The following is a 23,891-nucleotide window of genomic DNA, read 5'->3' as shown; positions in this document are numbered from 1 at the left end:
GAAGGTCAACAATTTGTTGCTTAAAGTCATCACTAAATTGACGACGGATTTTTCTAGACATAGAGTTCTCCTGTTTTCTTTAGTGTAGAACACTTTATAAATTCTGTCTAGTTTAGTGTAACCGACTCATTTCATACTCTTAAGTGGTTAACTTTATTTTAGGACTTGCCAAGCTAAATATTTTAGACTTTTTTCAAAAAAATATTGACAATTCATTTCCTATGTGTTAAACTATAATGGTTGGTGAAACATCTAAAAATTATGTTAGGCGAACGTAGTTCAGTGGTAGAACACCACCTTGCCAAGGTGGGGGTCGCGGGTTCGAATCCCGTCGTTCGCTTTCTTTGTATGAGGCTGGGGTGGCGGAACTGGCAGACGCACAGGACTTAAAATCCTGCGGGGGCAACCTCGTACCGGTTCGATTCCGGTCCTCAGCATTTTGATAAGCACCCTTAGCTCAATTGGATAGAGTACCTGACTACGAATCAGGCGGTTAGAGGTTCGACTCCTCTAGGGTGCATTTTCGGGAAGTAGCTCAGCTTGGTAGAGTGCTTGGTTTGGGACCAAGATGTCGCAGGTTCGAATCCTGTCTTCCCGATGAAGAAGTTTGTAAATGCTAGGCGATTGTCTAGTTTTTTATCGTCTTAAAACAAGACGAGATAAAAATTACTCTATTCAGAATATTTTTTGATAATTTGACAAGCCAAGGTGGCAAGATAGAATGAATATCTAATTATATTTACCTAAGACAAGACTTCTCGCTCAGTAGTGGTTTAACTGGTTACATGTCATCATCTGCTGAATAGATGCACTTACTCTGTCACATAATCTTCATTCAATGTCAATCGCCTGACATTTAGCAATGCTTAATAGAGCTCAAGAAGTAGAAAAAACTCATCAAACGGGATACTAATAGAATCTCTTGATGAGTTTTTCATTTCATTAGTGGTTTTGCTTATCGCTCAACTAGAAGCGCTGTTCCCATACCACCGCCGATACAAAGGGTAGCAAGCCCACGTTTGGCATCACGTTTCGCCATCTCATGCAGAAGGGTGACCAGCACCCGTGCACCAGATGCCCCGATAGGGTGACCAAGGGCGATGGCACCGCCGTTGACATTGACGATGTCTGGGTTGATGCCAAGTGCTTGGTTGACGGCGCAGGCTTGGGCGGCAAAGGCTTCATTGCCCTCTACTAAGTCTAAATCGGCCACTGCCCAGCCTGCCTTGTCCAAGACCTTCTGGCTGGCAACAATGGGACCACAGCCCATGATTTTCGGATCCAGCCCAGCATTAGCATAGGCAGCAATACTGGCCAGAATAGGCAAGCCCAGCTCCTCTGCCTTGTCACGGCTCATAACAACGACAACAGCCGCTCCATCGTTGATTCCAGAAGCATTGCCAGCTGTAACCGTACCGTCGGGTTTGTAGGCTGGACGGAGCTGACTCAGTCTCTCCATAGTAAGGTTGGCACGCGGATGCTCATCCTGATCAAAAATTATCGGTTCACCACGACGTTGAGGGATGTCAAGGGGAATAATCTCATCCTTGAAACGACCAGCTGCAATGGCAGCCAGCGCCTTCTCCTGAGAGCGGAGCGCAAAAGCGTCCTGAGTCTCACGGCTAATCTGATACTGGTCTGCCACGTTTTCTGCGGTGATGCCCATATGGGTTTGGTCAAAGGCATCGGTCAGACCGTCCTTGAGCAAGGTATCGACCATTTGGACATGACCCAGACGGATCCCCCACCGCTGATTGAGGAGGACGTGAGGCGCTTGGCTCATGCTTTCTGTACCGCCAGCGATAACGATGTCAGCATCCCCCAGACGAATCGCTTGAGCCGCCAGTTGCACGGCCTTTAGACCTGAACCGCAGACCTTATTGATGGTCATAGCAGAGCTGGTCACTGGCAAACCTGCCTTCAGAGCGACTTGTCTGGCGACATTTTGTCCCAGACCAGCCCCCAGAACATTGCCCAAAATCACTTCGTCAACGGTCTCAGGTGTTAGACCAATCTTGTCCAAGGCACCTTTGACCACTGCGACGCCTAGGTCAACAGCTGATAAGTCCTTGAGGCTACCTCCAAAACTACCGATGGCCGTCCGAACGGCAGCAACGATGACTGCTTCTTTCATCTTTTCTCTCTTTTCTGATAAGTATTCTTCAAACGACCGTGGCAGAGGTAGTCAATGGTCTTGAGGTCAGCGACAGTTCGACAATTCAGCGCGCACATGATCAGGCGTAAATCGTCCTTCCAACCCTCGACGATTGCGATGACCTCTTCAAGCGGCTTGGTCTCAATCAGCTCCAAGACGGATCGAGATAAACCGACCGCCTTAGCTCCCAAGACCAGGCACTTGACCATATCCAGTGGATGTCTGACCCCACCAGATGCCAAAATCTCCACCTCATCGGTCAAATCTTGCAGGTTGAGCAGGGTCTGCACCGTGCTCTGCCCCCAGTCGTCCAGATAGGCACGATGCCCACCACGCTGGTTCTCAATATAGGCAAAACTCGTCCCCCCACGGCCTGAAATGTCGAAGGTCTTGACACCCATATCCCTAGCACGCAGCACCGTTTGTCGATCCATGCCAAAACCGACCTCCTTGAGGACGACAGGCACTGGTAACTTCTGAACAACAGCCGCTAGGTTGCTCGGCCATTGGGCAAAAGCCCGCTCCCCTTCAGGCATAAGCAGCTCTTGCATCAGGTTGACATGCACCTGAAGAAAGAGGGGCTCAACCGCCTCGACAGCTTGACGCGCCAAGGCGTAGGGCTTGTCAATGCCGATATTGGTGGCCAATAGCAGAGCTGGATGGCTGGTTTTGGTCGGAAAACTGTCGTCATTAGGGTTTTTAAGGGCAGCGCTGTAAGAGCCCGTCACTAGGAGAAGCCCACAGCGCTCTGCCAACTCTGCGAGTTTCAGGTTGATAGCCTTAGCCCACTCGCTCCCTCCGGTCATAGCGTTGATGTAAAAGGGAACCTCCCACTTGCGCCCAGCAAACTGGGTCGTCAGGTCAATATCTGCCAAGTCGACATCAGGCAGGGAGCAGTGAATCAGTTCCAGCTCATCGAAGCCATTATAGGGCGACTGATAAGCTAGCGCATGCCTGATGTGATCATCTTTACGATTACTCATGGGGTACCTCAATCCAAAAACGTTTTTTACGGCTGCCATCATCAGGGTCCTGATAGGTGTTCTCATACTGCCCACCACAGGCCAGGATGGTCTTTTCAGACCCCAGATTGGCCTCATCACAGGTGACCAAGACACGGTCAAGCCCTAACTGACCAGCCTCAAGCAGAGCCAGTCGCAACTGCTCCTTGGCGTAACCTTGCCGCCGTTCCTCTGGGTGAATGGAATAGCCGATATGTCCAGCAAAGTTAACCAGAAAAGGCTGGTCTAGAGAGTGCCTGATATTGCAAATGCCGACCATTTTCTGGTCTGATTGACGGAGGCATAGAAAGGTGGACGAAGGGACACGGCCTTGCTCAACACCTGCTGGGGTGGTGATGGCAGCGACATGACGCAACCAGTCCTCTAAATCCGACAGGGTTTCCAAGCGTGCCCCACCGTGGAGGTGTTCTCCTGATTGATCAAAAGCTGCTCGATAAGCCAAAATCTGCTCACCATAAGCTGCCGATGGTACCACTAATGTCAACTCACTCATCAAACCTCTCCTTATAAATCAACTGAATGCCCTGATCTTCCCAGCGGTCAATCAGGGTCTGGCTGTCCGTCTCATCAAACACAAGGGCAATCCCACAATCACCACCTCCTGCTCCGCTGGACTTGGCAACGGCGGATAGACCAGTTGTCGCTTGACACAAACGCTCAAGAGCTGGGGTCACAATGGCTGGGTGCAAAGCGCTCAGGAGCTGACCCGCTTGTGCGAGTCGGGTCATCACCCCTGTCTTATCCCCAGTCGTTAATGCTTGGTAAAGACCGTCAACTGTCAACCGACTAGCTGCTAAGAAGTCAGGCGGGATAGCGGACTTAACCTGATTGACCAAGTCGCTAGAAATGGCAGGTTGGCCTGTCCAACCGACCAAAAAGTCCGCTGCTAGCGCTAAGCGCATCGGTTTAATGACATAGCCCCAGTCGGCTGATAGTACTTCTGACAAGGGCTGATGCGCCAGCCAGTCTGCAACCTGTTGGCGGTCAAAGGACTGATAATAAACCCAGTCCTCATAGGCGATACAGGCCAAGTCACCCAGCGACCCATTGTCTCCACGCTTGAGGAGGACAGCCGCTGCTAAACGAAAGAGCAGGTCTGCTGACAAGCCTAGGGCATAGAGCTCTGCCATGGCTCGCAGGGCTAAAAGCACCACCGCGCCAGAAGACCCGATACCGAGCTTGCGACCATCACGCGCCATCTGGCTGGTAATGGTCAGAGCAAATGGCCGCAAAGGCTGCCCCAGATAAGCCTCAAACAACGCAATCGTCTCCTGAATCAGAGCGTAGTTGCAATCAGGGGTCAAATCCACCCCATAATCAAAAAGGTCAGACCGTAAGGCAAACGCCTCCGCCCAGTCGATGGTTGCCGTCATGCCAATAGGAATCGGCACCAGCAAGGCTGGTTGACCCGCCGTCAACACGGCATACTCCCCCGCCAAATAGAGTTTCCCGCAGGTGTGAACTGTCCGTGTCATAGGCGCTTGGTCCTCGAGACAATCACCCGATAGTCCCCAGCGAAAATCGCCTCCAAATCCTCCAAATCCTCCTCGCGGCAGAGAACCTTGACATTTGGGCCAGCGTCCATGGTGAAATAGCAGAGCCAGCCTTGTTGACGCAATTCTAGCACCCGCTCCATGGCGATGTAACTGTCTTCAGTCAGGTAGGAGAAGGCAGGAGTAGCCGTCCGTGTGGTGGCATGCATGGCCAGAGCATTTCGCTCCGTCAATTCACCAACTTTTTCAAAATCATTAGCTTCTAGGTGCTGTAGCATGGCAGTATAGTCGTCTTCAGATTGTCTGACCCAGTCCGCCCAGTTGGTCGAGATCTCCACACAGCGCTTCATGCCCTCACGGCTGGATATTGTTTTTTTTTGGTCGTTCAAAACCAGCATAATCATGCCCAATTTCAAGTCCGTCTGCACACGGAAAATCTCCCCAGTGTCCTTGTCCCAAGCCGCCAAAGGGCCAAAGAAGGACCTAGCTGACGAACCTGAAGCAAACTTAGCCACCTGAGCTAACTCTGCCTGACTGAGCCCTGTCTCAAAAAAGTCAGCCGCTGCTTTAACCAAGGCCGACAGACCAGACGAACTCGACGACAAACCAGCTGCTGTCGGCATATTATTGTGGGTATCAATCCGCACAAAAACTGACTTGTCCTTGCGGAACAAGTCCAAGACCTGGCTCATCTTGCTCTGCTCAGCTTCATCTTGCAGGACGCCGTTGATATAAAAAGCATCTCGGTCTGACACCGACAGGGTCGTCTCGGTAAACATATTTTCCAAGGTCAGGGAAATACTGCTGGTCGCAGGTCGCATGCTTGCTGCGTCCGCCTTTCCCCAGTACTTGACGATAGCGATATTGGCGTAAGATCGCACGCTTACAGGTTCTCTATCCACGTGTTGACAGCTCCTTTTTCTCTTAGGTTTTGAGCAATGGCTTGCGCAGCCTCATCAGTATCGGTCAGGGCAATGACACAGCCCCCGAGACCGCCACCGCTCATCTTGGCACCAAAGGCACCCGCAGACAAGGTAGCCTCGACCAGCTGGTCCGCTTCTGGACAGGAAACGCCTAAGGCGGCCAGTTTGCGGTGAGCTTGGGTCATCAATTCCCCCAGACTAGGCAAGTGTCCTTCAGGCAGGCGCTCTAAAAAGCTTTGAGCTAGACCACCAAGGTCTGATAGCATAGGCAAGGCAGTCTCACCTTGTTTGGCAATCCATTGAACCGCCTGACTGGTATTGCCATAAACACCCGTATCCGCAATAATCAAATGGGCTTTTAGACGAACTGGACAAGGAGAAAAGCCCTGACCACGTTGGTAACAAATAGGCATATCGCTTAAGCAAGTCTTAGCATCCAGCCCAGATGGGTTACCGTGAGCCACCTGCTCTGCCTTGTTGACCAAATCCTCCAGTAGTTCATCTGATAAGGGTTGATTATAGTAGTCAAAAACCGCTCGAATGACCGCAATCGCTACCGCTGCTGATGACCCCATGCCACGTTGCTCTGGGATGGCTGAATTGACCGCATAAGCAATGCGAGGCTCTGCGATGTCTAAAACCGTCAATGCCACTGACAGTGCTGTATCAATCGGATCCAGCGGGTCGATGACTACGGGCAGATCACAAGCGGTGACCTGACAAATGGCTGTCACTCGAGGTAAGGGCAGGGCAAGAGCGGGATAGCCATAGACCACCGCATGCTCACCCATCATAATAATCTTACTGTGGGCAAGACCCACACCGACTGTTTTTTTCATCTCTTCTATTTTAGTATAAAATGCCTGAAAATGCGATTATTTTTTGCTGGGTAGACTAAATTTCAGACCTTAGCCTGATAGGCGTCAAAAAAAAAACTGGGGTAACCCAGTTTTTTTTTTTTTGACTTAAATCACACCTTGAGCGGACATGGCTTCAGCCACCTTGAGAAATCCAGCGATGTTAGCTCCAACGACCAAGTTACCTGGTTGTCCAAATTCCTCAGCAGCAGCGGCAGCATTCTCGTAAATGGTTTTCATGATGCCATACAGTTTCTCATCGACTTCCTCAAAACTCCAAGCCAGACGTTGGCTATTCTGGGACATTTCAAGCGCAGATGTCGCAACACCGCCTGCATTGGCAGCCTTGGCAGGTCCAAAGAGTACGCCATTTTCTTGGAAGGTCGTCACAGCCTCAAGGGTTGACGGCATGTTAGCACCTTCTGCAACAGCAATGACACCGTTGGCAATCAGGGTCTTGGCATCGTCCTCATTGAGCTCATTTTGAGTGGCACATGGGAAGGCAAGGTCAGCTTTAACGGTCCAGATTGTTGACTCTCCAGTCGGCACAAACTGGGCTTCTGGATGATAGTCGAGGTATTTAGAAATCCGCTCGCGCTCAATTTCTTTTAAGCGTTTCAAGGTCTCAAGATTAATCCCATTCTCATCAATGATGTAACCAGAGGAGTCGGAGCAAGCAATAGGTTTAGCACCTAGTTGATACAATTTCTCAATCGCATAAATGGCGACATTACCTGAGCCCGAAACGATAGCTGTTTTTCCTTCAAAATGATGACCGATAGATGCCAACATTTGCTCTGCAAAGTAAACTGTTCCATATCCTGTAGCCTCTGTTCGACCAAGTGAGCCACCGTAGGTCAGGCCTTTCCCTGTCAAGACACCATTTTGGTAACCGTTGAGGCGTTTGTACTGTCCAAACATGTAGCCAATCTCTCGCGCGCCAACACCAATGTCCCCTGCTGGCACATCTACATCTGGACCGATATGACGCTGTAATTCAGTCATAAAGCTCTGAGTAAAAGCCATTATCTCACGGTCAGACTTGCCTTTAGGATCAAAATTAGATCCCCCTTTACCGCCCCCAATTGGCAGGCCAGTTAGAGAGTTTTTGAAAATCTGCTCAAAGCCCAAAAATTTAATGATGGACTGGTTCACTGATGGGTGAAAACGTAAGCCTCCCTTGTAAGGACCGATAGCCGAAGAGTACTGAACTCGATAGCCACGGTTAACTTGAACCTGACCTTGGTCATCAACCCATGGCACACGGAAGGAGACCACGCGTTCAGGCTCAACCAAACGCTCCAAGATATTGTCGTCAATGTATTGAGGGTATTTGTCAAAAACAGGAGCAAGAGAGTCAAAAACCTCCTCAACTGCCTGCAAAAATTCCGCTTCATGGGCATTATCTGCCTTTACCTGTTCGAAAACACGCTTCACATATTCTTGTCCTTTTGTCATTTGTTTTCCTTTCGTTTTCAAGAAATTTCAATATATAAAACAGTATAAATTTTCTGACTAATTTTGTCAAGGCATTTTTTGAAAAAAATACCCCTTAAATCTCAATTTAAGAGAGAAAGTGGGTATGTTTAGTGTATTAACCTAGCTGCCTAGTCCTTAATCAAGGATGTCGAGTGAACCGCACGATTATCTCGGTCAGGATAGATGTAGTTGAGGGCTTGACTGACTGCCAGAGGTGCTTCGCCAAATCCTGTCGCAATCAAATCAACTTTGCCTGGGTAACTAGCCGCATCACCAACAGCGTAAATTCCCTCTTGGCTGGTCTCTAAGAGCGGTGAGACCAGTAGGCTGGAACGTTTGCTGTCTAATCCCCATTGTTTGAGGTTCTTGTTTGAGGTCGCAAAGCCAAAGCTGACAATCAAGCTATCTAGAGGGATATCAACTGTTTCATCTGATTTGACCTTTTGAATGGTCAGTTGTCTGACCCGTTCGTCATCTCCTGTTAAGGTTAGTGGGACATAGGGTGTCATCAGACGGACGCTTGACTGCTGGAGTAACTCCACGCTGTGTTCGTGGGCTCTGAAAGCCTCCCTACGATGAATAAGTGTGACTGATTTGGCAATAGTTTCTAAAGCCAAGGCCCAATCCACCGCTGAATCGCCACCGCCACAGATGACCACATCTTGTCCAGCAAACTGGTCTAACTGGCGGACATTGTAAAACAGGTTGGTGTCTGCGTAACGCTCTTCACCCTCAAGTCCGAGTGGTCGAGGTGAGAAAGCACCATTGCCACAGGCGATGATGATACTTTTGGCCTCATGCCGACCCTTGCTGGTCGTCAAGGTAAAGTGGTCGCCAGTCTTGTCGAATGACAAAACTTCCTCCTTGAGGCAGTAAGTCACGCGGTCAGTAAAGCGTTCCAGTTGCTGGAGAAGCTTGGCTGTCAAATCACCTCCAGAAATCTCAGGGTAGGCTGGGATATCATAGATGGTCTTCTCAGGATAGAGAATGGCAGGCTGTCCCCCCAGCTCTGATAGGCTCTCGATAACCTTGACCGTCGCCCCACGCAGACCGGCATAAAAGGCGGTAAAGAGTCCCACAGGACCTCCTCCGATAATCGCAATATCAACAATTTCTTGTGTCATGGTACTCCTTTTTTAATCGGCTTCACGCCGATTGGTGATATTTTTTTGGAAATAGCTGAGCAGTCCTGCTCGGCAACCTTAGGCATCTGATGAGGGTAGGTTAGTCAGTAGGCTATGGACATCCTGGGCGCCTCTGGCATCATCTAAACTGGAGAAGAGCGCATGCGCTTTTTCAAGATAGTCTCTATTTGAAAGAATTTCACCCAAGCCTCGATAGGCACAGGCCTGAGCAACGACATTGTCTGTCTGGAGAGCATGGTCAAGGCTTTTGTGCATGATGGTCTCAGCTCTGCCATTGTCGCCCAAAAGATAGGTCAGATAGCCCACTTCATAGAGGTGAACCGCCCAAATCAAGTGGTTTTTACGAAAATGCCTGCGAATCAGCTGCTCCTCATGTGCCAACTGCTCTTGAGCAGCCGTGTAATCCCTTGCCATACGATAAACCATGGCTAGCTGATGATAGGCTTGGTGCTGATGGCTATGATTCTGCTCTGCCTGAGCCTTATTCAGATAATGCTGGTAGCTAGCCAAAGCAGCCTCTGTCTGTCCCAGCTCAGCATAGACATAACCGTAGGTTGAAAGATAATCATAATAGGCTGAAGAACGCTCAGGCACTTCGAGACGATCTAGCAGTGCCAAAGCTCCCTGTAAATCCCCCTGATCCATTAGATCAAAGGCTTGGTAGATGGACTCGCGCCATTTTTCTGACTGAATCGTGTCTAAAATCTGAGCCGTTTCCTCCGTCATCTGATACTGTGCCAACAAATCTGGTCGGCGTTCCAAGGTTTTTTTCAGGGACTGCTCCAAGCGCCAGAGGCGAATATTCTCATGGTGACCGCTCATGAGGACATCAGGCACTACCATACCACGGAAATCATAAGGGCGGGTATACTGAGGGTATTCCAAGAGACCTGATGAGAAACTGTCGTCTTGGTGACTGGCTTCTTTGCCAATGACCTCTGGAATCAAACGCACCGTCGCATCCACCATAGTCATGGCGGCTAATTCTCCGCCCGTCAGGACAAAATCCCCCAAGGAGACCTCATCGGTCACCAAGGTCTTGATCCGCTCATCATAGCCCTCATAATGCCCACAGATAAAAATCAGCTGCTCTTCCTGAGCCAGCTCCTCTGCAAAGGCCTGGTCAAATCGGCGACCAGCTGGGTCCAATAAGAGCACACGCGGTTTTTCTCTCTTCTCCAAAACCTCGATGCAATCAAAAATCGGCTGGGCACGGAGCAACATACCCTGACCACCCCCGTAGGGCTCATCATCGACATGACGAGCTTTTTCCGCATAATCTCGAAAGTTATGGTAACGAATGTCCAAAATCCCCTTATCCTTGGCCTTGCCAACGATGGAATGCTCCAAAGGCGCAAACATCTCTGGAAAAAGGGTTAAAATATCAATCTTCATCGTCCAATCCCTCTAGCAACTCGACATCCACCCGACCGGCTGCGATGTCAACCTTGAGCACCACTGGTGGAATGTAAGGCAGCAATAAGTCTCGCTTGCTTTTACGCTTAACCACCCAAACATCATTGGCACCCGGCTGGAGAATCTCCTTGATTTGCCCAATCAAGACATCGCCTTCGTAAACATCCAGACCGATAATCTCATGGTAGTAAAAATCGCCCTCTTCCAAATCAGAGAGATGTTCTTCTGCGATTTTGAGGGTATACTCCTTGTATTTCTCAACCTCGTTGATGTGGTAGAGCCCCTTAAACTTGATGATATCAAAGTTCTTTTGCTTGCGGTAGCTGGCAATTTCCACCTCCATGACAAAGTTGTCCTTAGGATCAAAAAGGGCTAACTTACTGCCTTTTTTGAAACGTTCTTCTGCAAAATCCGTCACAGAAAGGACACGCAGATCCCCTTGTAAGCCTTGGGTATTGACAATTTTTCCGACGTTAAAATAATTCATGAGTTCTCCAATTTGATTTTTTATCTATTTTACCATAAAACAGGCAACTATGCAGGACATACTGATTACACTTACCTCTATTGGACATATAAAAAACTACTCTTACTTAAGCAGCAAGAGTAGTTGTCCAGAGCAAATCTACAGGACTTGCTTTGACCGCCTTAACGACGGATTTCTTTGATACGAGCAGCCTTACCTTGAAGGGCACGCAAGTAGTAAAGTTTCGCACGACGGACTTTACCGTGGCGGATAACTTCGATTTTGTCAACACGTGGTGTGTGGAGTGGGAAAGTACGCTCAACCCCGATACCACCAGAAATCTTACGAACCGTATACATTTCTGAGATACCTTGACCTTTACGAGAGATAACAACACCCTCGAAAATCTGGATACGCTCACGAGTACCTTCGACAACTTTCGCGTGAACGCGAACGGTGTCACCAGGACGGAAAGCAGGGATATCAGTACGCAATTGACCTTCGGTCAAACTTTGAATTAATGGATTCATGTATTTACTCCTATCTTTGTCAATCATAGGTGCTTTTAAACCCAGCGGATAAACTGTATTTTTGTGCGTCCATTACACACATCGTCTATTGTACCACACTAACAAGTAGTTTGTAAAGGTATGGAATTATTTTTTTCTCAGTAGAATGAGTGATGGTTTATTTTAGGAAATGAGGACAAGACTTAGAAAAAGTACAAACTATCAAACTTATGGTTATTTTATAATTTGACGCTCAAAACCTGACTAGACCAATTTTTTTGTTGACTTCTAAAAAATAAAGTGATATGGTTGTTTAGTGATAAATGAGGTCTGTAAATCTGACTAGACCAATTTTTGGAGGAAGAGAACATGTGTGGAATTGTCGGTGTTGTTGGCAATAAAAATGCAACAGATATTTTGATGCAAGGTTTGGAAAAGCTGGAATATCGCGGCTATGATTCAGCTGGGATTTATGTGACATCCGGAGCTGATCAATCACGGTTGATTAAATCAGTCGGTCGTATCGCCGATTTGCGTGATAAACTGGGCATTGATATTCAAGGGACAGCAGGGATTGGTCACACCCGTTGGGCGACTCATGGGAAGCCTAGCGAGGTTAACGCCCACCCTCACCAGTCAGAAGATCAGCGCTTTACGTTGGTGCACAACGGTGTGATTGAGAACTATAAAGAGATTAAGGAGACTTATTTAGCGGATCACCAGTTTCTTGGGCAGACGGACACGGAGATTGCAGTGCACTTGATTGGGCATTTTGCCCAACAAGGTTTCTCAACACTAGAGGCTTTTCGTCAGGCCTTAAGCGTGATTGAAGGTTCATACGCCTTTGCGCTGATGGATAAGGCTGACGCAAGCACCATCTATGTGGCTAAGAACAAGTCGCCGCTCTTGATTGGTCTTGGTGATGGTTACAATATGGTTTGCTCAGACGCCATGGCGATGATTCGTGAGACCAGCGAGTACATGGAGATTCAGGACAAAGAGCTGGTTATCGTGACCAAGGACAAGGTGACAGTCTCAGACTATGCTGGTCAGCCGATTGAGCGTGCGAGCTACATTGCTGAACTGGACTTGTCTGACATTGGCAAGGGCACTTATCCCTACTACATGCTCAAGGAAATTGACGAGCAGCCTGCTGTCATGCGCAAACTTATTCAAAATTATACGGATGAGTCAGGTCAGTTAGTCGTTGACGAGGCGGTTATCAAGGCTGTTCAGGAGGCAGATCGCCTCTACATCATCGCAGCAGGGACATCTTACCATGCTGGTTTTGCAGCGAAGACCTTCTTAGAAGACTTGACCCAGACACCTGTTGAGTTGGGTATTGCTTCAGAGTGGGGATACCACACGCCTTTGCTCAGTCAGAAGCCACTTTTTATCTTCATCAGTCAGTCAGGTGAGACGGCTGATAGCCGTCAGGTCTTGGTCAAAGCTAACCAGATGGGGATTCCTAGCCTAACCGTGACTAATGTCCCAGGATCAACCTTGTCTCGTGAGGCAGACTATACCTTACTTCTCCATGCTGGACCTGAGATCGCAGTAGCATCGACCAAGGCTTATACAGCTCAGGTGGCGACCTTGGCGATTTTGGCGACAGCGGTTGGTCGGGCGATGGGCAATATCCGAGCAGAAGCCTTTGATGTGGTCAGAGAGCTCTCGCTGGTTGCCCAGTCTATCGAGGCCAGCCTGTCAGAGAAAGAAGCAATCGCCAGCAAGGTGGAGCAACTCTTGTCAACCAGTCGGAACGCCTTTTACATTGGTCGCGGCAGCGATTATTACGTTGCCATAGAGGCCAGTCTAAAGCTGAAAGAAATCTCCTACATCCAGTGCGAAGGATTCGCTGCTGGAGAACTCAAGCATGGGACTATCTCCCTCATCGAAGATGGCACACCAGTCATCGCTCTGCTATCTAACAACAAAACGGTGGCTAGCCATACGCGTGGTAATATCTCAGAAGTTGTTGCTCGTGGAGCCAGTGTCCTAACCATCGCAGAAGAAGGCGTAGCACAAGCTGAAGATGATATTGTCGTGACGGCGGTGCACCCCTACCTGTCACCGATTGCCATGGTGATACCGACCCAACTGATTGCTTATTACGCTTCCTTGCAACGGGGCTTGGACGTTGACAAGCCGCGTAACCTGGCTAAGTCTGTCACTGTTGAGTAAGAAAATAGTATGTCTGTTTATCAGTCGTGTGACGATTTTAACAGACATACTATTTTTACATGGGTTAATCTTTCGTACTGGGACTTTTAGCCGCTACTCAGGTTCTTAATGAAGGCTGTTCTTTTTGCTCAGTTTAGCTTGTCTAAAAGCAAGACTGCTCGACATCAGTAAGCTTAAACCACCTAAGACATTCCAAAACGCTGATTGTTCTCCTGTTTTAGGTAATTTTTGGCTAGTGGAGAGTTGAACTGGGAATTCGGAAGTTTTACGACGGTTAACTTCTATATGCTTTTCTTGGCTAAGGGGAGCGCTTAGCTGATGCAGTTGTTGTTCTTGCAGAGCTGATTCGTTACGAGCATTAGTGGTTCTTGAATCTGATTGGATGTCCCGTGTTTTTTGGACCCCAGCATTTTCTGTACTAATTTCTGATATTTTATTAGTTTTAGAGTTGTCTTCGTGGTTTGTTTTTGGCAATTGTTCTTCTAATACCGTTACTGTAAACTCTTTTTCTACTGTTTGTCCATACTGATCTTTCAAAATGACCTTGAAGGTTACTTTTCCTTTTTTGCCGTATGCAATAGGAACGCTCCATTCAGCGGTAACACCTTCAGGTAATTCCAAGAGACCGTTCAAATCATAAGTCTCAGAAATGTTGATCGTTTCTTTTCTCAATCTTGCGTTCAGGTGTTTATCGCTTACCACTGTAAAGGTGAAATCTCTTTCGTTGACTTTACCATTTCTAAACAGTCTGACCCTAGCAGTTACTTGCTCTGGTTTTGAACTATCTGGAACCGTAATCGGACGAATTAGAGTAGCACTGACATCTTTAGGTAAATTTAAGATCTGGATGATGTCATTAAGCTCATCTTTTTTGAAAATTTGTTTGGTCAATTTAGCTGTGATAGATGAGTCTTGGTTAGAGGCTAATTTAGCGGTTAAAACTTGGGTTGTCTGGCGACCAAAAATGTCTGACAAGGCAATTGTTGTTGTGACTTCACCCATGTCACTAATTGATGTTTCAAGAATGTCAGCCTTAGCATACTTAGGAACATCAATCAGTTTAGTTATCGTTGTCAACTCATCTGCTGTGATGACTTGCTTTTTCAATGTCGCTGTTAGACCAAATGGTTTTTCACCGATGACGTGCGTTTCTTCCGCAATATTCCCAGCCTTATCAACTGCTTTAATCCGAACGACATAAGTATTAGGGGCTTCTTCCAGTTTATAATAGTTTAAAGGCTTTTCGCCGTAAAAGTCAAACGGTTTACCATTGATGGTGACGATGTTGTTAGGGGCTGTTTCGTCCCAACTCAAAATATTATCGTTTAGTTCGATTTCAGGAATATCTGTTTCGGCCATCGTTGGCTTTAAGTTGGTAGTGATTGTTGGGGCTTGATTATCCTCTTTAACTGTTAATCTGATTGTTCGCGCATTTTCTTGATCATCCATCAGTTTGATTTTGATTTCATCATCTTTTTTTACAGTTAATTCATGTTTGAACGGTTTCTCATTATCACCCTCTTTTTGGTATTGGTGATGGGTTGCGATATTGTTGCCGTTTACAGTCAATACCCATTTTGGACCATTGTCTGCGACGGTTCCCTCCAAAACAACACGTCCATTTCGAGCATAGATAATGCCCTCGATACCAGTTAATGCACCATCAGCCATATTGTCTTTTTCATCGTCTAAATCAATCTGATTTTTCAACTGCAAGCGTGGCGCGTGCTCATCGTAGTAGAGGATATTGCCTTCTTCCATGACTAATTTATCGTCTTTATCATAAATTTTGATATTGATGATGTTAAAGCCTTCTTTGATGAGGACGGGAAAGTCTTTGTAGCGGTATTGCCCAGTTGCTTTGAATCGTTTGCTAAATATTGGAGCATAGTCTTTTGATTGTCCCATCTCGGGATCTGTTGCACTTTTGTTAGTTGTGGTTACGATAGCATAGTGCCCATCTTGGATAGCCATATTTAAATCATAATAAAGCTTTCCATCGTGTTCGTTAATTTTATTTTTTCCAGTAAAGCTACCATACATGGACCAGTTGAACATGTTGATGTAGGCAGGTTGGTCTTCAGCCACTTTTTCTTCATGAGGTTCTGGCTTGATATCCTGATCAAAGAGGGATTTTATGGCTTCGTCTAACAGTGACAATCTACGGCGAGGTCGGCCTTTCTCTTCGTTTAGAATAAATTCTTTTTCTTCCGATGGGTTGCCGGCAAAGTCCATAGCCCGCACTCTCAACCGATAAGCGTTCAATTTATCAACATCTTTGATTTCATAGGTATTCTCTGCGACTTTATCTACTGCAACACTTTGACTATCAGCCATGGCAAGTACTTTCCAAATCTTATGATTATCGGTGGTTTTGATGGTGACTTTGCTCTTATCTTCGCTTAATTTAGCAGTTAAGGTAGGATCAGTATTATCTATTCTAAATGGCAGATACATTGTTTGAACTGGAGCTGTATCGTGGATTTTGGTTCGGATACGGTAGTAGTATTGCCCTTCTGGAACAGTATCATCGTCTCCAATCTCAGGATTATAAACTTTCCCTTCCCACCTAAGGTCGGCCTCTATTGCAGCATTTGCAGCGTTAGCGTGGTTAGCCTCGGTCAACGTGCTGTAGAATAACTTACGTTTGAAATGTCCTGTTTTAACAACTTGTAGCACCTTACTGTTTTCTTCTTTTCCATCAACGATGGCCACTTCGTAATCCCGAACATTTCTCAAGAATGATAAACGAGGAACAACGTTCCGACTACTTGCTTCAGAAGTATCATGGCGGTTGGTAAAGGCGATGTTATCAGGGTTTGGAATATCACCTTTGTTTTCTACACCTTTTTCAAGGTAACTAACAACATTATGTCCTTTTTTACCGTCGTAAGCTGTGAAGATACCGGTTAGCCCAGCTTGGTTAGATTTCTCCCATCTAGGGGCATCAATCGCAGCCTCAGCACTCCAATCTCCCTTGAAGCCAAAGTAAGGTAAGGAGAGTTCAGGCTGAGTTTTATCTTTTGGTACAAAGTAAATAAAGCCTTCAACAAAATCATCTTTAACCTGTCCAGTTTTCAGTTTGAAAGTGACAGTTGCAGAACTATTTGGCTGAATTAGTACCTGGTGGTCACTGGTTAACTCCCCGCCATCAACTGCTATAGGGTGAACTTCGTTAATATGTTCTGTAAAGATTCCTGTCTCATCTTTGGTGAAAATGGAACTTGTAGCTTCGCGCTCAGTTTTGGTTTTCTTGATAACAGTCTCAGACAGAACTTTACTGTGTTTGATGTCAAATTGTTGCGCAGTATCTCCAAAATTGTATAAGGTTGCGGTAAATGTCACCTCATCAGATTTGATTTCTTTCAAGGTGACAACGCCTTTTTTGCCTGTTCCAGTTGCAAATACTTTGGTGGATAAAGCGGCATCAGCATCAACTAGACCAGCACCTTGTACTCTTGGAGAGTATTCCAAATCACCAGTAGTTGAACCGAGATCTTTTAGAGGCTTAGCAGTGTTCATGAGCAAGAGCTTGTTAAGCTCTACATTTGAAAATCCTTTGTAAAATCCTAGGCGCTCTTTGCTGCCAGTGATTCCTTTAATTTTATCGGAAAGGAGCGTGCTGACTCCTGCAACATATGGAGATGACATAGAAGTTCCTGACATCACACCGTAACTGCCATCGTTAAAGGTCGAACGAATGTCTTGACCTGGAGCAACTAAATCAGGCTTGAGTTCTAAATCGCTGGTCGGTCCCCAGCTAGAAAATCCTGCAATGCGGTCATGTTGTGAGAGCACATAGGGTGATTTTTCGGTAGTGAATCGAAGCTTAATGTTTTTTGTATCACCGATATTAGCGATTGGTTTGACTAATTGTTCACCAGCTTTCCCAGAAACTGAGACATACCAAAAATCAGAAGTTCTAATATGTTCGTAGGACGTAATGAATTTTTCTCGGTAATCTTCACGGCTAGCATGTAGAGGAGCATTGATCAGAATAGCCCCAATAGCTCCAGCATCTTTTAGGCGTTCAGCTTTTTTATAAACAGCATCTTCACCACGATAGATTAAGGCAACCTTTCCTTTAAGCTTGTCTCCTAGTGTGTCAACATCTTTTTGCGTAGCAAGGTTAGCATTAATCAGTTCAACAGTCTGTTCCTGTCTTGGTTTGAGGCCTTGGGTGGCTTTTCCGACATTCCAATGTGGGTAAGATTCCCCATCGACAATCATGTTTTCTGCGTACAGCACCTTGTTTTGAACAGCTCCAACGCCGATAGCTTGAGGAGTTGCTGCAAGAGCAACCATGGCGGCACTATCTTTCATCGCTAAACCACGGTTAGCATAATGGTCATAGGTACTGCTAGAGGTAGAAGAGGAGTAATTTCCGATTGAGGAGACAATAACAACCCCTTTATCCACCGCATTTTTGATTGTTTCACCATGGATATCTCCAGGTAATCCAGAACCCTCAAGTCCCAGGCTTAAGTTAACCACATCTGCCCCGTGTTCAACGGCATCATTGATTGCGTGATCCACTGCATCGTTTGCTCCTGGAGAGATTTTTTGAGTACTGTCAGAAAAGGTTTTATAGCCGAGCAGTTGCGCATTTGGAGCGACACCGACAACACCGTTAGGGTCTTTACTGTTTCCTGCTAAGATACCTGCGACATGCTGTCCGTGAGGGTCTGGAACATCATCCCTTAGTCGAAAATTCCCCTCAGTATAGTTATAGCCGTGAGGAATTTTAGCGGTAAAGTCGGTGTTCCCATCTTTATTCTCGGACGGTGTTATTTTGCTAGAAGAAATAGCGTCATCGTCTAATCTCAAGTCTGGGTGATTGGTGTCGACTCCGGAGTCAACCAGTGCGATAATTTTGCCCCGCCCATCGACATGGTGTTTTTTACGAATATCTTTCAGCTCTTCTAACGCCTCTTTCAATGGTGCTTGATCAGAAGAGGCTTTATTTAGTTCTGACTCTTCCTTGTTTGGAGTATTGGCTTGTCCAATCTCGTTATTGATCAGAGGTTGTTCAATTTCATCAGCCCATGCCAAGGATGTGCTAGCGCTTCCGATTACAACAGATGTTGCAATTGCAACGGATATTTTTTTATTCATGATATTCTCATCTTTCTAAGTACCTCCATTCACAGAATAAATTAAGATGATTAAGATTAAAAATTAAGAATTAAATTCCCTTATTCACAACAATTTTATTAAGTCTATTAAAACGAGGGTCTCTTAATTAGACGGGATTGTTCTTCTTTGTGCAGTGTTTTATGGCATTTCTTCGGAACTAGAGGGGATATAGCGAAGTTCAGAAAATATAGCATAATTGTTTACTGGAGTTAAGAAAGGACATATCGTTGAATTAGGAGTCAATGTTCGCCCAAGAAAAGCAATCAGGACATATTTTAGACCGAAAACCGCATATTAAAATAGATATTTCGCATAAAAACTACCCGAAAAGCTTATTCGAACAGTGTTCTAATATTCTCAATGAGATCAAAGATAAATAGAGCAAAAAGTTACCTCTTTAACTAATAGCAAGTGCAGCACTCAATTGATATTGTTTAGAAAGTGACTAACTTTTATGCAGGGAATCTGCTTTCTCTAGTTGCTCTCGTGATCTAGATTTAAGGTGTGAATATCGGATACAATCATATTTTACTAATAAGTTATTTAAATTGTCAAGTTTTATTATTCTAACAATGTACCAGAATAGCGGAACGAGTTTATAATTGTATCGACATTTTCTACTGCGTTTTCCCCTAAATCCGTCACCAATTTAGCCAAGATAGGGTTTTTATGCTATACTAGACAGAGATGAAGAAGATTTGGACAGCACTGGCAAAATATGCCAGCTTTGAAACCGCTGGATTGGTCTGTCGACCAATCCGTTTTGAGGATAGAGATGCCTTTTATGAGATGGTCAGTGTTCCTGACAATGCTCGCTTTATCCTACCCTTAGTTACCTCGCAAGAGCAGAGCGATGAGCTGCTGGTGCAGGCCTTTATGACGCGACCGCTAGGGATTTGGGGCATTTGTCAGAAACCGACAGATGAGCTTATCGGGCTGATTCGCTTGGATCGTTTAGATGTAAACAATGGCCGAGCTGAACTGGGCTACCTGCTCAAGCAATCCAAGTGGGGTCAAGGGTTGATGACGGAAGCTGTTAAAACCTTGACCTTTACAGCCTTTTATGAAATCAGGTTAAAGGAGCTCATCATCGTCTGTGATATTGACAATAAAGCCAGTCAACGTGTCGCTGAAAAAGCAGGTTTTCGCCTCATCAAGCGTCACCGTGGTAGTGACCGCTATACACATCAGATTAGAACCTACCTAACTTATCAACTCACATCGGGAGATTATCGCTATGAGTAAGCATCAAGAGATACTGATTTATCTGGAAAAATTACCCGTCGGTAAACGGGTCAGTGTTCGGAGCATTTCCAATCACCTCAGGGTCAGTGACGGAACCGCTTATCGTGCCATAAAAGAAGCGGAAAATCGCGGTCTGGTTGAAACAAGACCACGAAGTGGGACCGTTCGTGTGGAAAAGAAAACCAAGGAACGCTTGGATCGCTTGACCTATGCGGAGATTGCCAGAGTCAGTGATTCAGAAGTATTGGCGGGGCACTCGGGTCTGGGTCACGAGTTTAGCAAATTCTCGATTGGTGCCATGACGCGGGACAATATTCTTCGTTATTTGGTGAAGGGTGGGCTCTTGATTGTTGGAGATCGCGAAGCGATTCAGTTACTAGCCTTAGAAAATGCTAATGCCATTCTTGTGACAGGGGGCTTCAAGATTTCAGACCGTGTGATTGATACATCAAACAAGCTCGGTATTCCTGTCATGGTGACCAGCTATGATACATTTACCGTAGCGACCATGATCAATCAAGCCCTATCCAATGTCCGTATCAAGACGGATGTCAAAACTGTTGACCAAATTTACCAGTTCAAAAATGACTATGGCTGCTTGCTGGATACCGACCATGTCAGTGATTACATCATGATGCTCAAGCACCATAACCATGTCCGATTTCCGGTTGTGGATAAGCACGATACGGTACTTGGCGTCGTCAGCATGCGCGATTTAGCTGGTAAAGATGGCGATATCAGCATTGCCGAGGTCATGTCCAAAGACCCTGCTGTCACCACGCCAAATGTCAGTCTAGCCACCATCAGTCAGAAAATGATTTTTGAAGATTATGACATGCTACCAGTGGTTAACGAAAACCATAAACTGCTAGGTGTCGTGACCAGACGGCGGGTCATGGAGAGCTTGCAAGATAGTAAAAATGCCAATCTCCATACCTATAGTGAGCAGATTGTGTCCAATTTGAAATTAGAAAACGACACTTATCAGTTCGCTGTTGAACCAGCCATGGTGGACAACTCTGGTAACCTTGCTCAGGGCATTTTAGCAGAACTCATCAAAGAGGTTGTTCACCGCCGCTTAATGTCTAAAAACAAGAAAAACATCATCATTGAGCAGATGGTGATCTATTTCCTTCAGTCAGTTCAAATTGACGATGTCCTTACCATCGTACCAAACATCATTACTGAAACGAGACGCAGTGCTGCCATCGATGTCGAAATTCACCTCAACAGCCATGTTGTCGTCAAGGCACTGGTGACCAGTAAGATGAGCTAGGCACCTGCTGATATTTGGCTAAAATTAGTCAGCCACATCAATAAAAGAGAGGGGCGGATGGCCCAATCTCCGTTATATTTAGAAAGAGAATTTATGATTACTTTAAAATCCCAACGAGAAATTGATGCCATGGATCGTGCTGGTGACTTCCTAGCCAGCATTCATATCGGTCTGCGTGAGATTATTAAGCCAGGAGCAGACATGTGGGCTGTGGAAGAATATGTTCGCAAACGTTGCAAGGCGGAAAATGTATTGCCGCTGCAAATTGGTGTGGACGGTCATGTCATGGACTATCCTTATGCGACCTGTTGCGGTCTCAACGATGAAGTTGCGCATGCTTTTCCGCGTCACTATATTCTAAAAGAAGGTGACTTGCTCAAGGTTGATATGGTCATGAGCGAACCTTTGGATAAAAGCGTTCTTGATGTCTCCAAACTAAACTTTGACAATGTTGCTGAGATGAAAAAGCACACCCAGTCCTATAAAGGCGGTTTGGCAGACTCTTGCTGGGCTTATGCGGTCGGTCAGGTATCTGATGAGGTTAAAAACCTGATGGCAGTCACTCGGGAGTGTCTTTATGTCGGGATGGAACAAGCTGTCGTTGGCAATCGTATCGGGGATATTGGCGCAGCCATTCAGCAATATGCTGAAGAACGTGGCTACGGTGTGGTGCGTGATTTGGTCGGTCACGGTGTCGGTCCAACTATGCACGAAGAGCCTATGGTACCGCACTACGGTGTGGCTGGACGAGGCCTGCGCCTCAAGGAAGGGATGGTCTTGACTATCGAACCGATGATTAACACAGGCACTTGGGAGATTGATACGGACATGAAGACAGGTTGGGCGCACAAAACCTTGGATGGTGGCTTGTCCTGTCAGTATGAGCACCAATTTGTGATTACGAAGGACGGTCCTCGCATCTTGACCAGTCAGGGTGAGGATCGTACCTACTGATGCTAAAAGAACGATTTCAAACGTTAAAAGCCCACCCTCTGGTTCAGAAGTTTATCAGTCACTACCAGAGTGCAGAGATTGATTTGTCTAGCATTGCAGTTGCCTATTATTTATTATTGACACTTTTTCCCTTACTGGTACTGGTGGCTAATATTTTTCCTTATTTCAACATTGATACCGCTGATTTACTAACCTTTTTACGGGAGCAGTTGCCTAAGGAGCTCTATGATATTGTTGCTGGTTTAGTGGAAAATATTTTCAATCAACCTCTGACAGGTTTGGTTTGGCTGTCTTTGGCGACTGGTTTTTGGACCATGTCCAGAGGGTTTTTCTTCCTGCAAAAGGCAGTCAACAAGGCCTACGATAACAGTGAAGAGCACCGAGATTTTCTATTGGGGCGCTTGATAGGGCTCTTGTCAGGTGTTATTCTCATTGTTTTCCTAGCTCTGGGTATCGTCTTGTCTACCTTTGGGCGCAGTTTGCTGGATTTGCTCCACCAGCGTTTTGCTTTAGTGACAGAGCTCTATGAGCTTCTGGGGACCTTGTTGCAACCCATGGTCTGGCTTGTTTTTGGGATTGCTCTTCTTATTTTGTACTATCTTTTGCCCAATATTCGGATCACCAAAAAGCGCTATTTACTCCCTGGAACGCTCTTTACCAGTTTTGTCTTATTAACAACAACTAACCTTTTTGGGACTTACGTCAGTCAGACCATCATGCGGATGGAGAATTTGCGATTTCTTGGTTCTGTGGCACTTTTTGCCCTTATGATGTGGTTTATTCTCTTTAGTCAGGTTTTGATTTTTGGGGCAGTCTTGAACGCTTCCTATCAGGCCTATCGCGAAGGGGAACTGATTCCTAGACGAGGAACTGTTAAACAGCTGGTTACAGGGCAAAAGGAGTAAGGGATGCGTCTGGATAAATTTCTAACAGAAGTCGGTTTGGGCTCTCGGACAGAGGTCAAGACCTTGCTTAAGAAAAAACTGATCACGGTCAATGGTCAGGTCATCACTTCGCCCAAGGAACAGGTCGATGAGTTAGCTGATCAGGTCTCTTATCAAGGGGAGCCTCTGCTCTATGAGGATTTGGTCTACTACCTGCTTAACAAGCCTGCAGGTGTCATCTCAGCGACTGAAGATAGCAAGCAACGGACGGTTTTAGACCTGCTGGATGACACTGCTCGCCACAAGCAGGTCTTTCCTGTCGGTCGTCTGGACAAGGATACGACAGGCCTCCTGCTCTTGACCAATAACGGACAGCTGGCACACGCTCTGCTGTCCCCAAAAAAACACGTCGACAAAACCTATGAGGCAGATGTAGATGGGCTAATGGATGAGGATGACGTGGCGGCTTTTGCGGCCGGCATTACCCTTAGTGACCACCAGTGTCTACCGGCGGTTTTGGAGTTGTTGGACATGGCAGAGCAGACCAGTCGGGTGCGGATTACCATTCGAGAAGGGAAGTTCCATCAGGTCAAGCGCATGGTGGCTAGCCGTGGCAAGACCGTGACCGGTCTCAAGCGCCTCAGCATGGGACCATTGAACCTGCCTGATGACCTGCCTGAGGGGGCTTATCGTCGATTGACCGCAGACGAAGTCACAGCGCTTTTAGCGCTAGTGTAGGAGGTTATC

At 46.4% G+C, this 23,891-nt stretch carries 17 protein-coding genes, 4 tRNA genes and 1 pseudogene; 10 read left to right on the top strand and 12 right to left on the bottom strand.

Annotated features, from left to right (window positions below):
- The first annotated feature begins 268 nt into the window (after window positions 1-268).
- The 4 genes from ACERC7_RS05475 to ACERC7_RS05460 all read left to right on the top strand — a co-directional run bounded on the left by ACERC7_RS05475 (window position 269) and on the right by ACERC7_RS05460 (window position 598).
- Window positions 269-340: transfer RNA gene (locus ACERC7_RS05475), tRNA-Gly, on the top strand.
- A 13-nt stretch (window positions 341-353) separates the two neighbouring features.
- Window positions 354-437: transfer RNA gene (locus ACERC7_RS05470), tRNA-Leu, on the top strand.
- A gap of 9 nt (window positions 438-446) precedes the next feature.
- A tRNA-Arg gene (locus ACERC7_RS05465) sits at window positions 447-520 on the top strand.
- Window positions 521-524: 4 nt separating this feature from the next.
- A tRNA-Pro gene (locus ACERC7_RS05460) sits at window positions 525-598 on the top strand.
- Window positions 599-955: 357 nt separating this feature from the next.
- Here the strand turns inward: ACERC7_RS05460 and ACERC7_RS05455 are convergent.
- The 11 genes and pseudogenes from ACERC7_RS05455 to rplS all read right to left on the bottom strand — a co-directional run bounded on the left by ACERC7_RS05455 (window position 956) and on the right by rplS (window position 11,486).
- Entirely contained in the window at window positions 956-2,134 is a 1,179-nt protein-coding gene (locus ACERC7_RS05455) for an acetyl-CoA C-acetyltransferase (RefSeq protein WP_373666355.1), read from the bottom strand.
- Window positions 2,131-3,138, bottom strand: coding sequence for a type 2 isopentenyl-diphosphate Delta-isomerase (gene fni, locus ACERC7_RS05450; RefSeq protein ID WP_373658949.1), 1,008 nt, complete (start codon window positions 3,136-3,138; stop codon window positions 2,131-2,133). Before fni ends, ACERC7_RS05455 begins: the two co-directional genes overlap by 4 nt.
- The gene (locus tag ACERC7_RS05445) at window positions 3,131-3,670 is read right to left on the bottom strand and encodes a GNAT family N-acetyltransferase (protein WP_373666354.1); all 540 of its coding nucleotides are present in this window, start codon (window positions 3,668-3,670) and stop codon (window positions 3,131-3,133) included. Before ACERC7_RS05445 ends, fni begins: the two co-directional genes overlap by 8 nt.
- Window positions 3,663-4,652: a phosphomevalonate kinase gene (locus tag ACERC7_RS05440; protein WP_373666353.1), complete on the bottom strand. Its 990-nt coding sequence runs from the start codon at window positions 4,650-4,652 to the stop codon at window positions 3,663-3,665. The genes ACERC7_RS05445 and ACERC7_RS05440 overlap by 8 nt, the downstream gene beginning before the upstream one ends.
- A complete protein-coding gene (gene mvaD, locus ACERC7_RS05435) occupies window positions 4,649-5,572 on the bottom strand; it encodes a diphosphomevalonate decarboxylase (RefSeq protein WP_373666352.1) in 924 nt (307 codons plus the stop codon). Before mvaD ends, ACERC7_RS05440 begins: the two co-directional genes overlap by 4 nt.
- Window positions 5,554-6,432 (bottom strand): mevalonate kinase, encoded by an 879-nt coding sequence (gene mvk, locus ACERC7_RS05430; protein WP_373666351.1) that lies wholly within the window; start codon window positions 6,430-6,432, stop codon window positions 5,554-5,556. The genes mvaD and mvk overlap by 19 nt, the downstream gene beginning before the upstream one ends.
- Window positions 6,433-6,558: 126 nt before the next feature.
- Complete coding sequence (gene gdhA, locus ACERC7_RS05425; RefSeq protein WP_373666350.1) at window positions 6,559-7,908, bottom strand: NADP-specific glutamate dehydrogenase; 1,350 nt, start codon at window positions 7,906-7,908, stop codon at window positions 6,559-6,561.
- A gap of 149 nt (window positions 7,909-8,057) precedes the next feature.
- Window positions 8,058-9,053 carry an NAD(P)/FAD-dependent oxidoreductase gene (locus ACERC7_RS05420; RefSeq protein ID WP_373666349.1) on the bottom strand — a complete coding sequence of 332 codons (996 nt, stop codon included), beginning with the start codon at window positions 9,051-9,053 and terminating at the stop codon, window positions 8,058-8,060.
- 702 nt (window positions 9,054-9,755) lie between these two features.
- Window positions 9,756-10,469, bottom strand: a pseudogene (gene trmD, locus ACERC7_RS05415) (tRNA (guanosine(37)-N1)-methyltransferase TrmD); the annotation flags it as partial.
- The gene (rimM, locus tag ACERC7_RS05410; protein WP_373658956.1) at window positions 10,459-10,977 is read right to left on the bottom strand and encodes a ribosome maturation factor RimM; all 519 of its coding nucleotides are present in this window, start codon (window positions 10,975-10,977) and stop codon (window positions 10,459-10,461) included. The pseudogene trmD and the gene rimM, both read right to left, overlap by 11 nt.
- Before the next feature lie 161 nt (window positions 10,978-11,138).
- On the bottom strand, window positions 11,139-11,486 hold the full coding sequence (gene rplS / locus ACERC7_RS05405) for a 50S ribosomal protein L19 (RefSeq protein WP_018367386.1): 348 nt from the start codon (window positions 11,484-11,486) through the stop codon (window positions 11,139-11,141).
- Window positions 11,487-11,834: 348 nt separating this feature from the next.
- Here rplS and glmS point away from each other — a divergent pair, with 348 nt between their 5' ends.
- Window positions 11,835-13,649 carry a glutamine--fructose-6-phosphate transaminase (isomerizing) gene (glmS, locus tag ACERC7_RS05400; protein WP_373666348.1) on the top strand — a complete coding sequence of 605 codons (1,815 nt, stop codon included), beginning with the start codon at window positions 11,835-11,837 and terminating at the stop codon, window positions 13,647-13,649.
- 105 nt (window positions 13,650-13,754) lie between these two features.
- On the opposite strand, the gene ACERC7_RS05395 is transcribed toward glmS, so the two are convergent.
- Window positions 13,755-18,764, bottom strand: a complete 5,010-nt coding sequence (locus ACERC7_RS05395) for a S8 family serine peptidase (protein ID WP_373666347.1) — start codon at window positions 18,762-18,764, stop codon at window positions 13,755-13,757.
- 708 nt (window positions 18,765-19,472) lie between these two features.
- Between ACERC7_RS05395 and ACERC7_RS05390 the strand changes: the two genes are divergently transcribed.
- The 5 genes from ACERC7_RS05390 to ACERC7_RS05370 all read left to right on the top strand — a co-directional run bounded on the left by ACERC7_RS05390 (window position 19,473) and on the right by ACERC7_RS05370 (window position 23,882).
- Window positions 19,473-20,030: a GNAT family N-acetyltransferase gene (locus ACERC7_RS05390; RefSeq protein ID WP_373658959.1), complete on the top strand. Its 558-nt coding sequence runs from the start codon at window positions 19,473-19,475 to the stop codon at window positions 20,028-20,030.
- Complete coding sequence (gene spxR, locus ACERC7_RS05385) at window positions 20,023-21,306, top strand: CBS-HotDog domain-containing transcription factor SpxR (RefSeq protein WP_373660359.1); 1,284 nt, start codon at window positions 20,023-20,025, stop codon at window positions 21,304-21,306. The genes ACERC7_RS05390 and spxR overlap by 8 nt, the downstream gene beginning before the upstream one ends.
- A gap of 93 nt (window positions 21,307-21,399) precedes the next feature.
- Window positions 21,400-22,260 (top strand): methionyl aminopeptidase, encoded by an 861-nt coding sequence (locus ACERC7_RS05380; protein ID WP_373658961.1) that lies wholly within the window; start codon window positions 21,400-21,402, stop codon window positions 22,258-22,260.
- Complete coding sequence (locus tag ACERC7_RS05375) at window positions 22,260-23,165, top strand: YihY/virulence factor BrkB family protein (protein WP_373666346.1); 906 nt, start codon at window positions 22,260-22,262, stop codon at window positions 23,163-23,165. The genes ACERC7_RS05380 and ACERC7_RS05375 overlap by 1 nt, the downstream gene beginning before the upstream one ends.
- A gap of 3 nt (window positions 23,166-23,168) precedes the next feature.
- Complete coding sequence (locus ACERC7_RS05370) at window positions 23,169-23,882, top strand: pseudouridine synthase (RefSeq protein WP_373658964.1); 714 nt, start codon at window positions 23,169-23,171, stop codon at window positions 23,880-23,882.
- Window positions 23,883-23,891: the final 9 nt, after the last annotated feature.

Source organism: Streptococcus sp. E17BB (genome assembly GCF_041807725.1).
Lineage (GTDB): Bacteria > Bacillota > Bacilli > Lactobacillales > Streptococcaceae > Streptococcus > Streptococcus entericus.
The sequence above is the reverse complement of the archived record's forward strand: the minus strand, read 5'-3'. Positions and strand labels throughout refer to the sequence as shown.

Coding starts and splice junctions, on each gene's coding strand:
- ACERC7_RS05370 (WP_373658964.1), top strand. CDS start 23,169: ATGCGTCTGGATAAATTTCTAACAGAAGTCGGTTTGGGCTCTCGGACA.
- ACERC7_RS05375 (WP_373666346.1), top strand. CDS start 22,260: ATGCTAAAAGAACGATTTCAAACGTTAAAAGCCCACCCTCTGGTTCAG.
- rplS (WP_018367386.1), bottom strand. CDS start 11,486: ATGAATCCATTAATTCAAAGTTTGACCGAAGGTCAATTGCGTACTGAT.
- spxR (WP_373660359.1), top strand. CDS start 20,023: ATGAGTAAGCATCAAGAGATACTGATTTATCTGGAAAAATTACCCGTC.
- ACERC7_RS05420 (WP_373666349.1), bottom strand. CDS start 9,053: ATGACACAAGAAATTGTTGATATTGCGATTATCGGAGGAGGTCCTGTG.
- fni (WP_373658949.1), bottom strand. CDS start 3,138: ATGAGTAATCGTAAAGATGATCACATCAGGCATGCGCTAGCTTATCAG.
- ACERC7_RS05455 (WP_373666355.1), bottom strand. CDS start 2,134: ATGAAAGAAGCAGTCATCGTTGCTGCCGTTCGGACGGCCATCGGTAGT.
- ACERC7_RS05440 (WP_373666353.1), bottom strand. CDS start 4,652: ATGACACGGACAGTTCACACCTGCGGGAAACTCTATTTGGCGGGGGAG.
- glmS (WP_373666348.1), top strand. CDS start 11,835: ATGTGTGGAATTGTCGGTGTTGTTGGCAATAAAAATGCAACAGATATT.
- mvk (WP_373666351.1), bottom strand. CDS start 6,432: ATGAAAAAAACAGTCGGTGTGGGTCTTGCCCACAGTAAGATTATTATG.
- ACERC7_RS05395 (WP_373666347.1), bottom strand. CDS start 18,764: ATGAATAAAAAAATATCCGTTGCAATTGCAACATCTGTTGTAATCGGA.
- ACERC7_RS05390 (WP_373658959.1), top strand. CDS start 19,473: ATGAAGAAGATTTGGACAGCACTGGCAAAATATGCCAGCTTTGAAACC.
- ACERC7_RS05445 (WP_373666354.1), bottom strand. CDS start 3,670: ATGAGTGAGTTGACATTAGTGGTACCATCGGCAGCTTATGGTGAGCAG.
- gdhA (WP_373666350.1), bottom strand. CDS start 7,908: ATGACAAAAGGACAAGAATATGTGAAGCGTGTTTTCGAACAGGTAAAG.
- ACERC7_RS05380 (WP_373658961.1), top strand. CDS start 21,400: ATGATTACTTTAAAATCCCAACGAGAAATTGATGCCATGGATCGTGCT.
- rimM (WP_373658956.1), bottom strand. CDS start 10,977: ATGAATTATTTTAACGTCGGAAAAATTGTCAATACCCAAGGCTTACAA.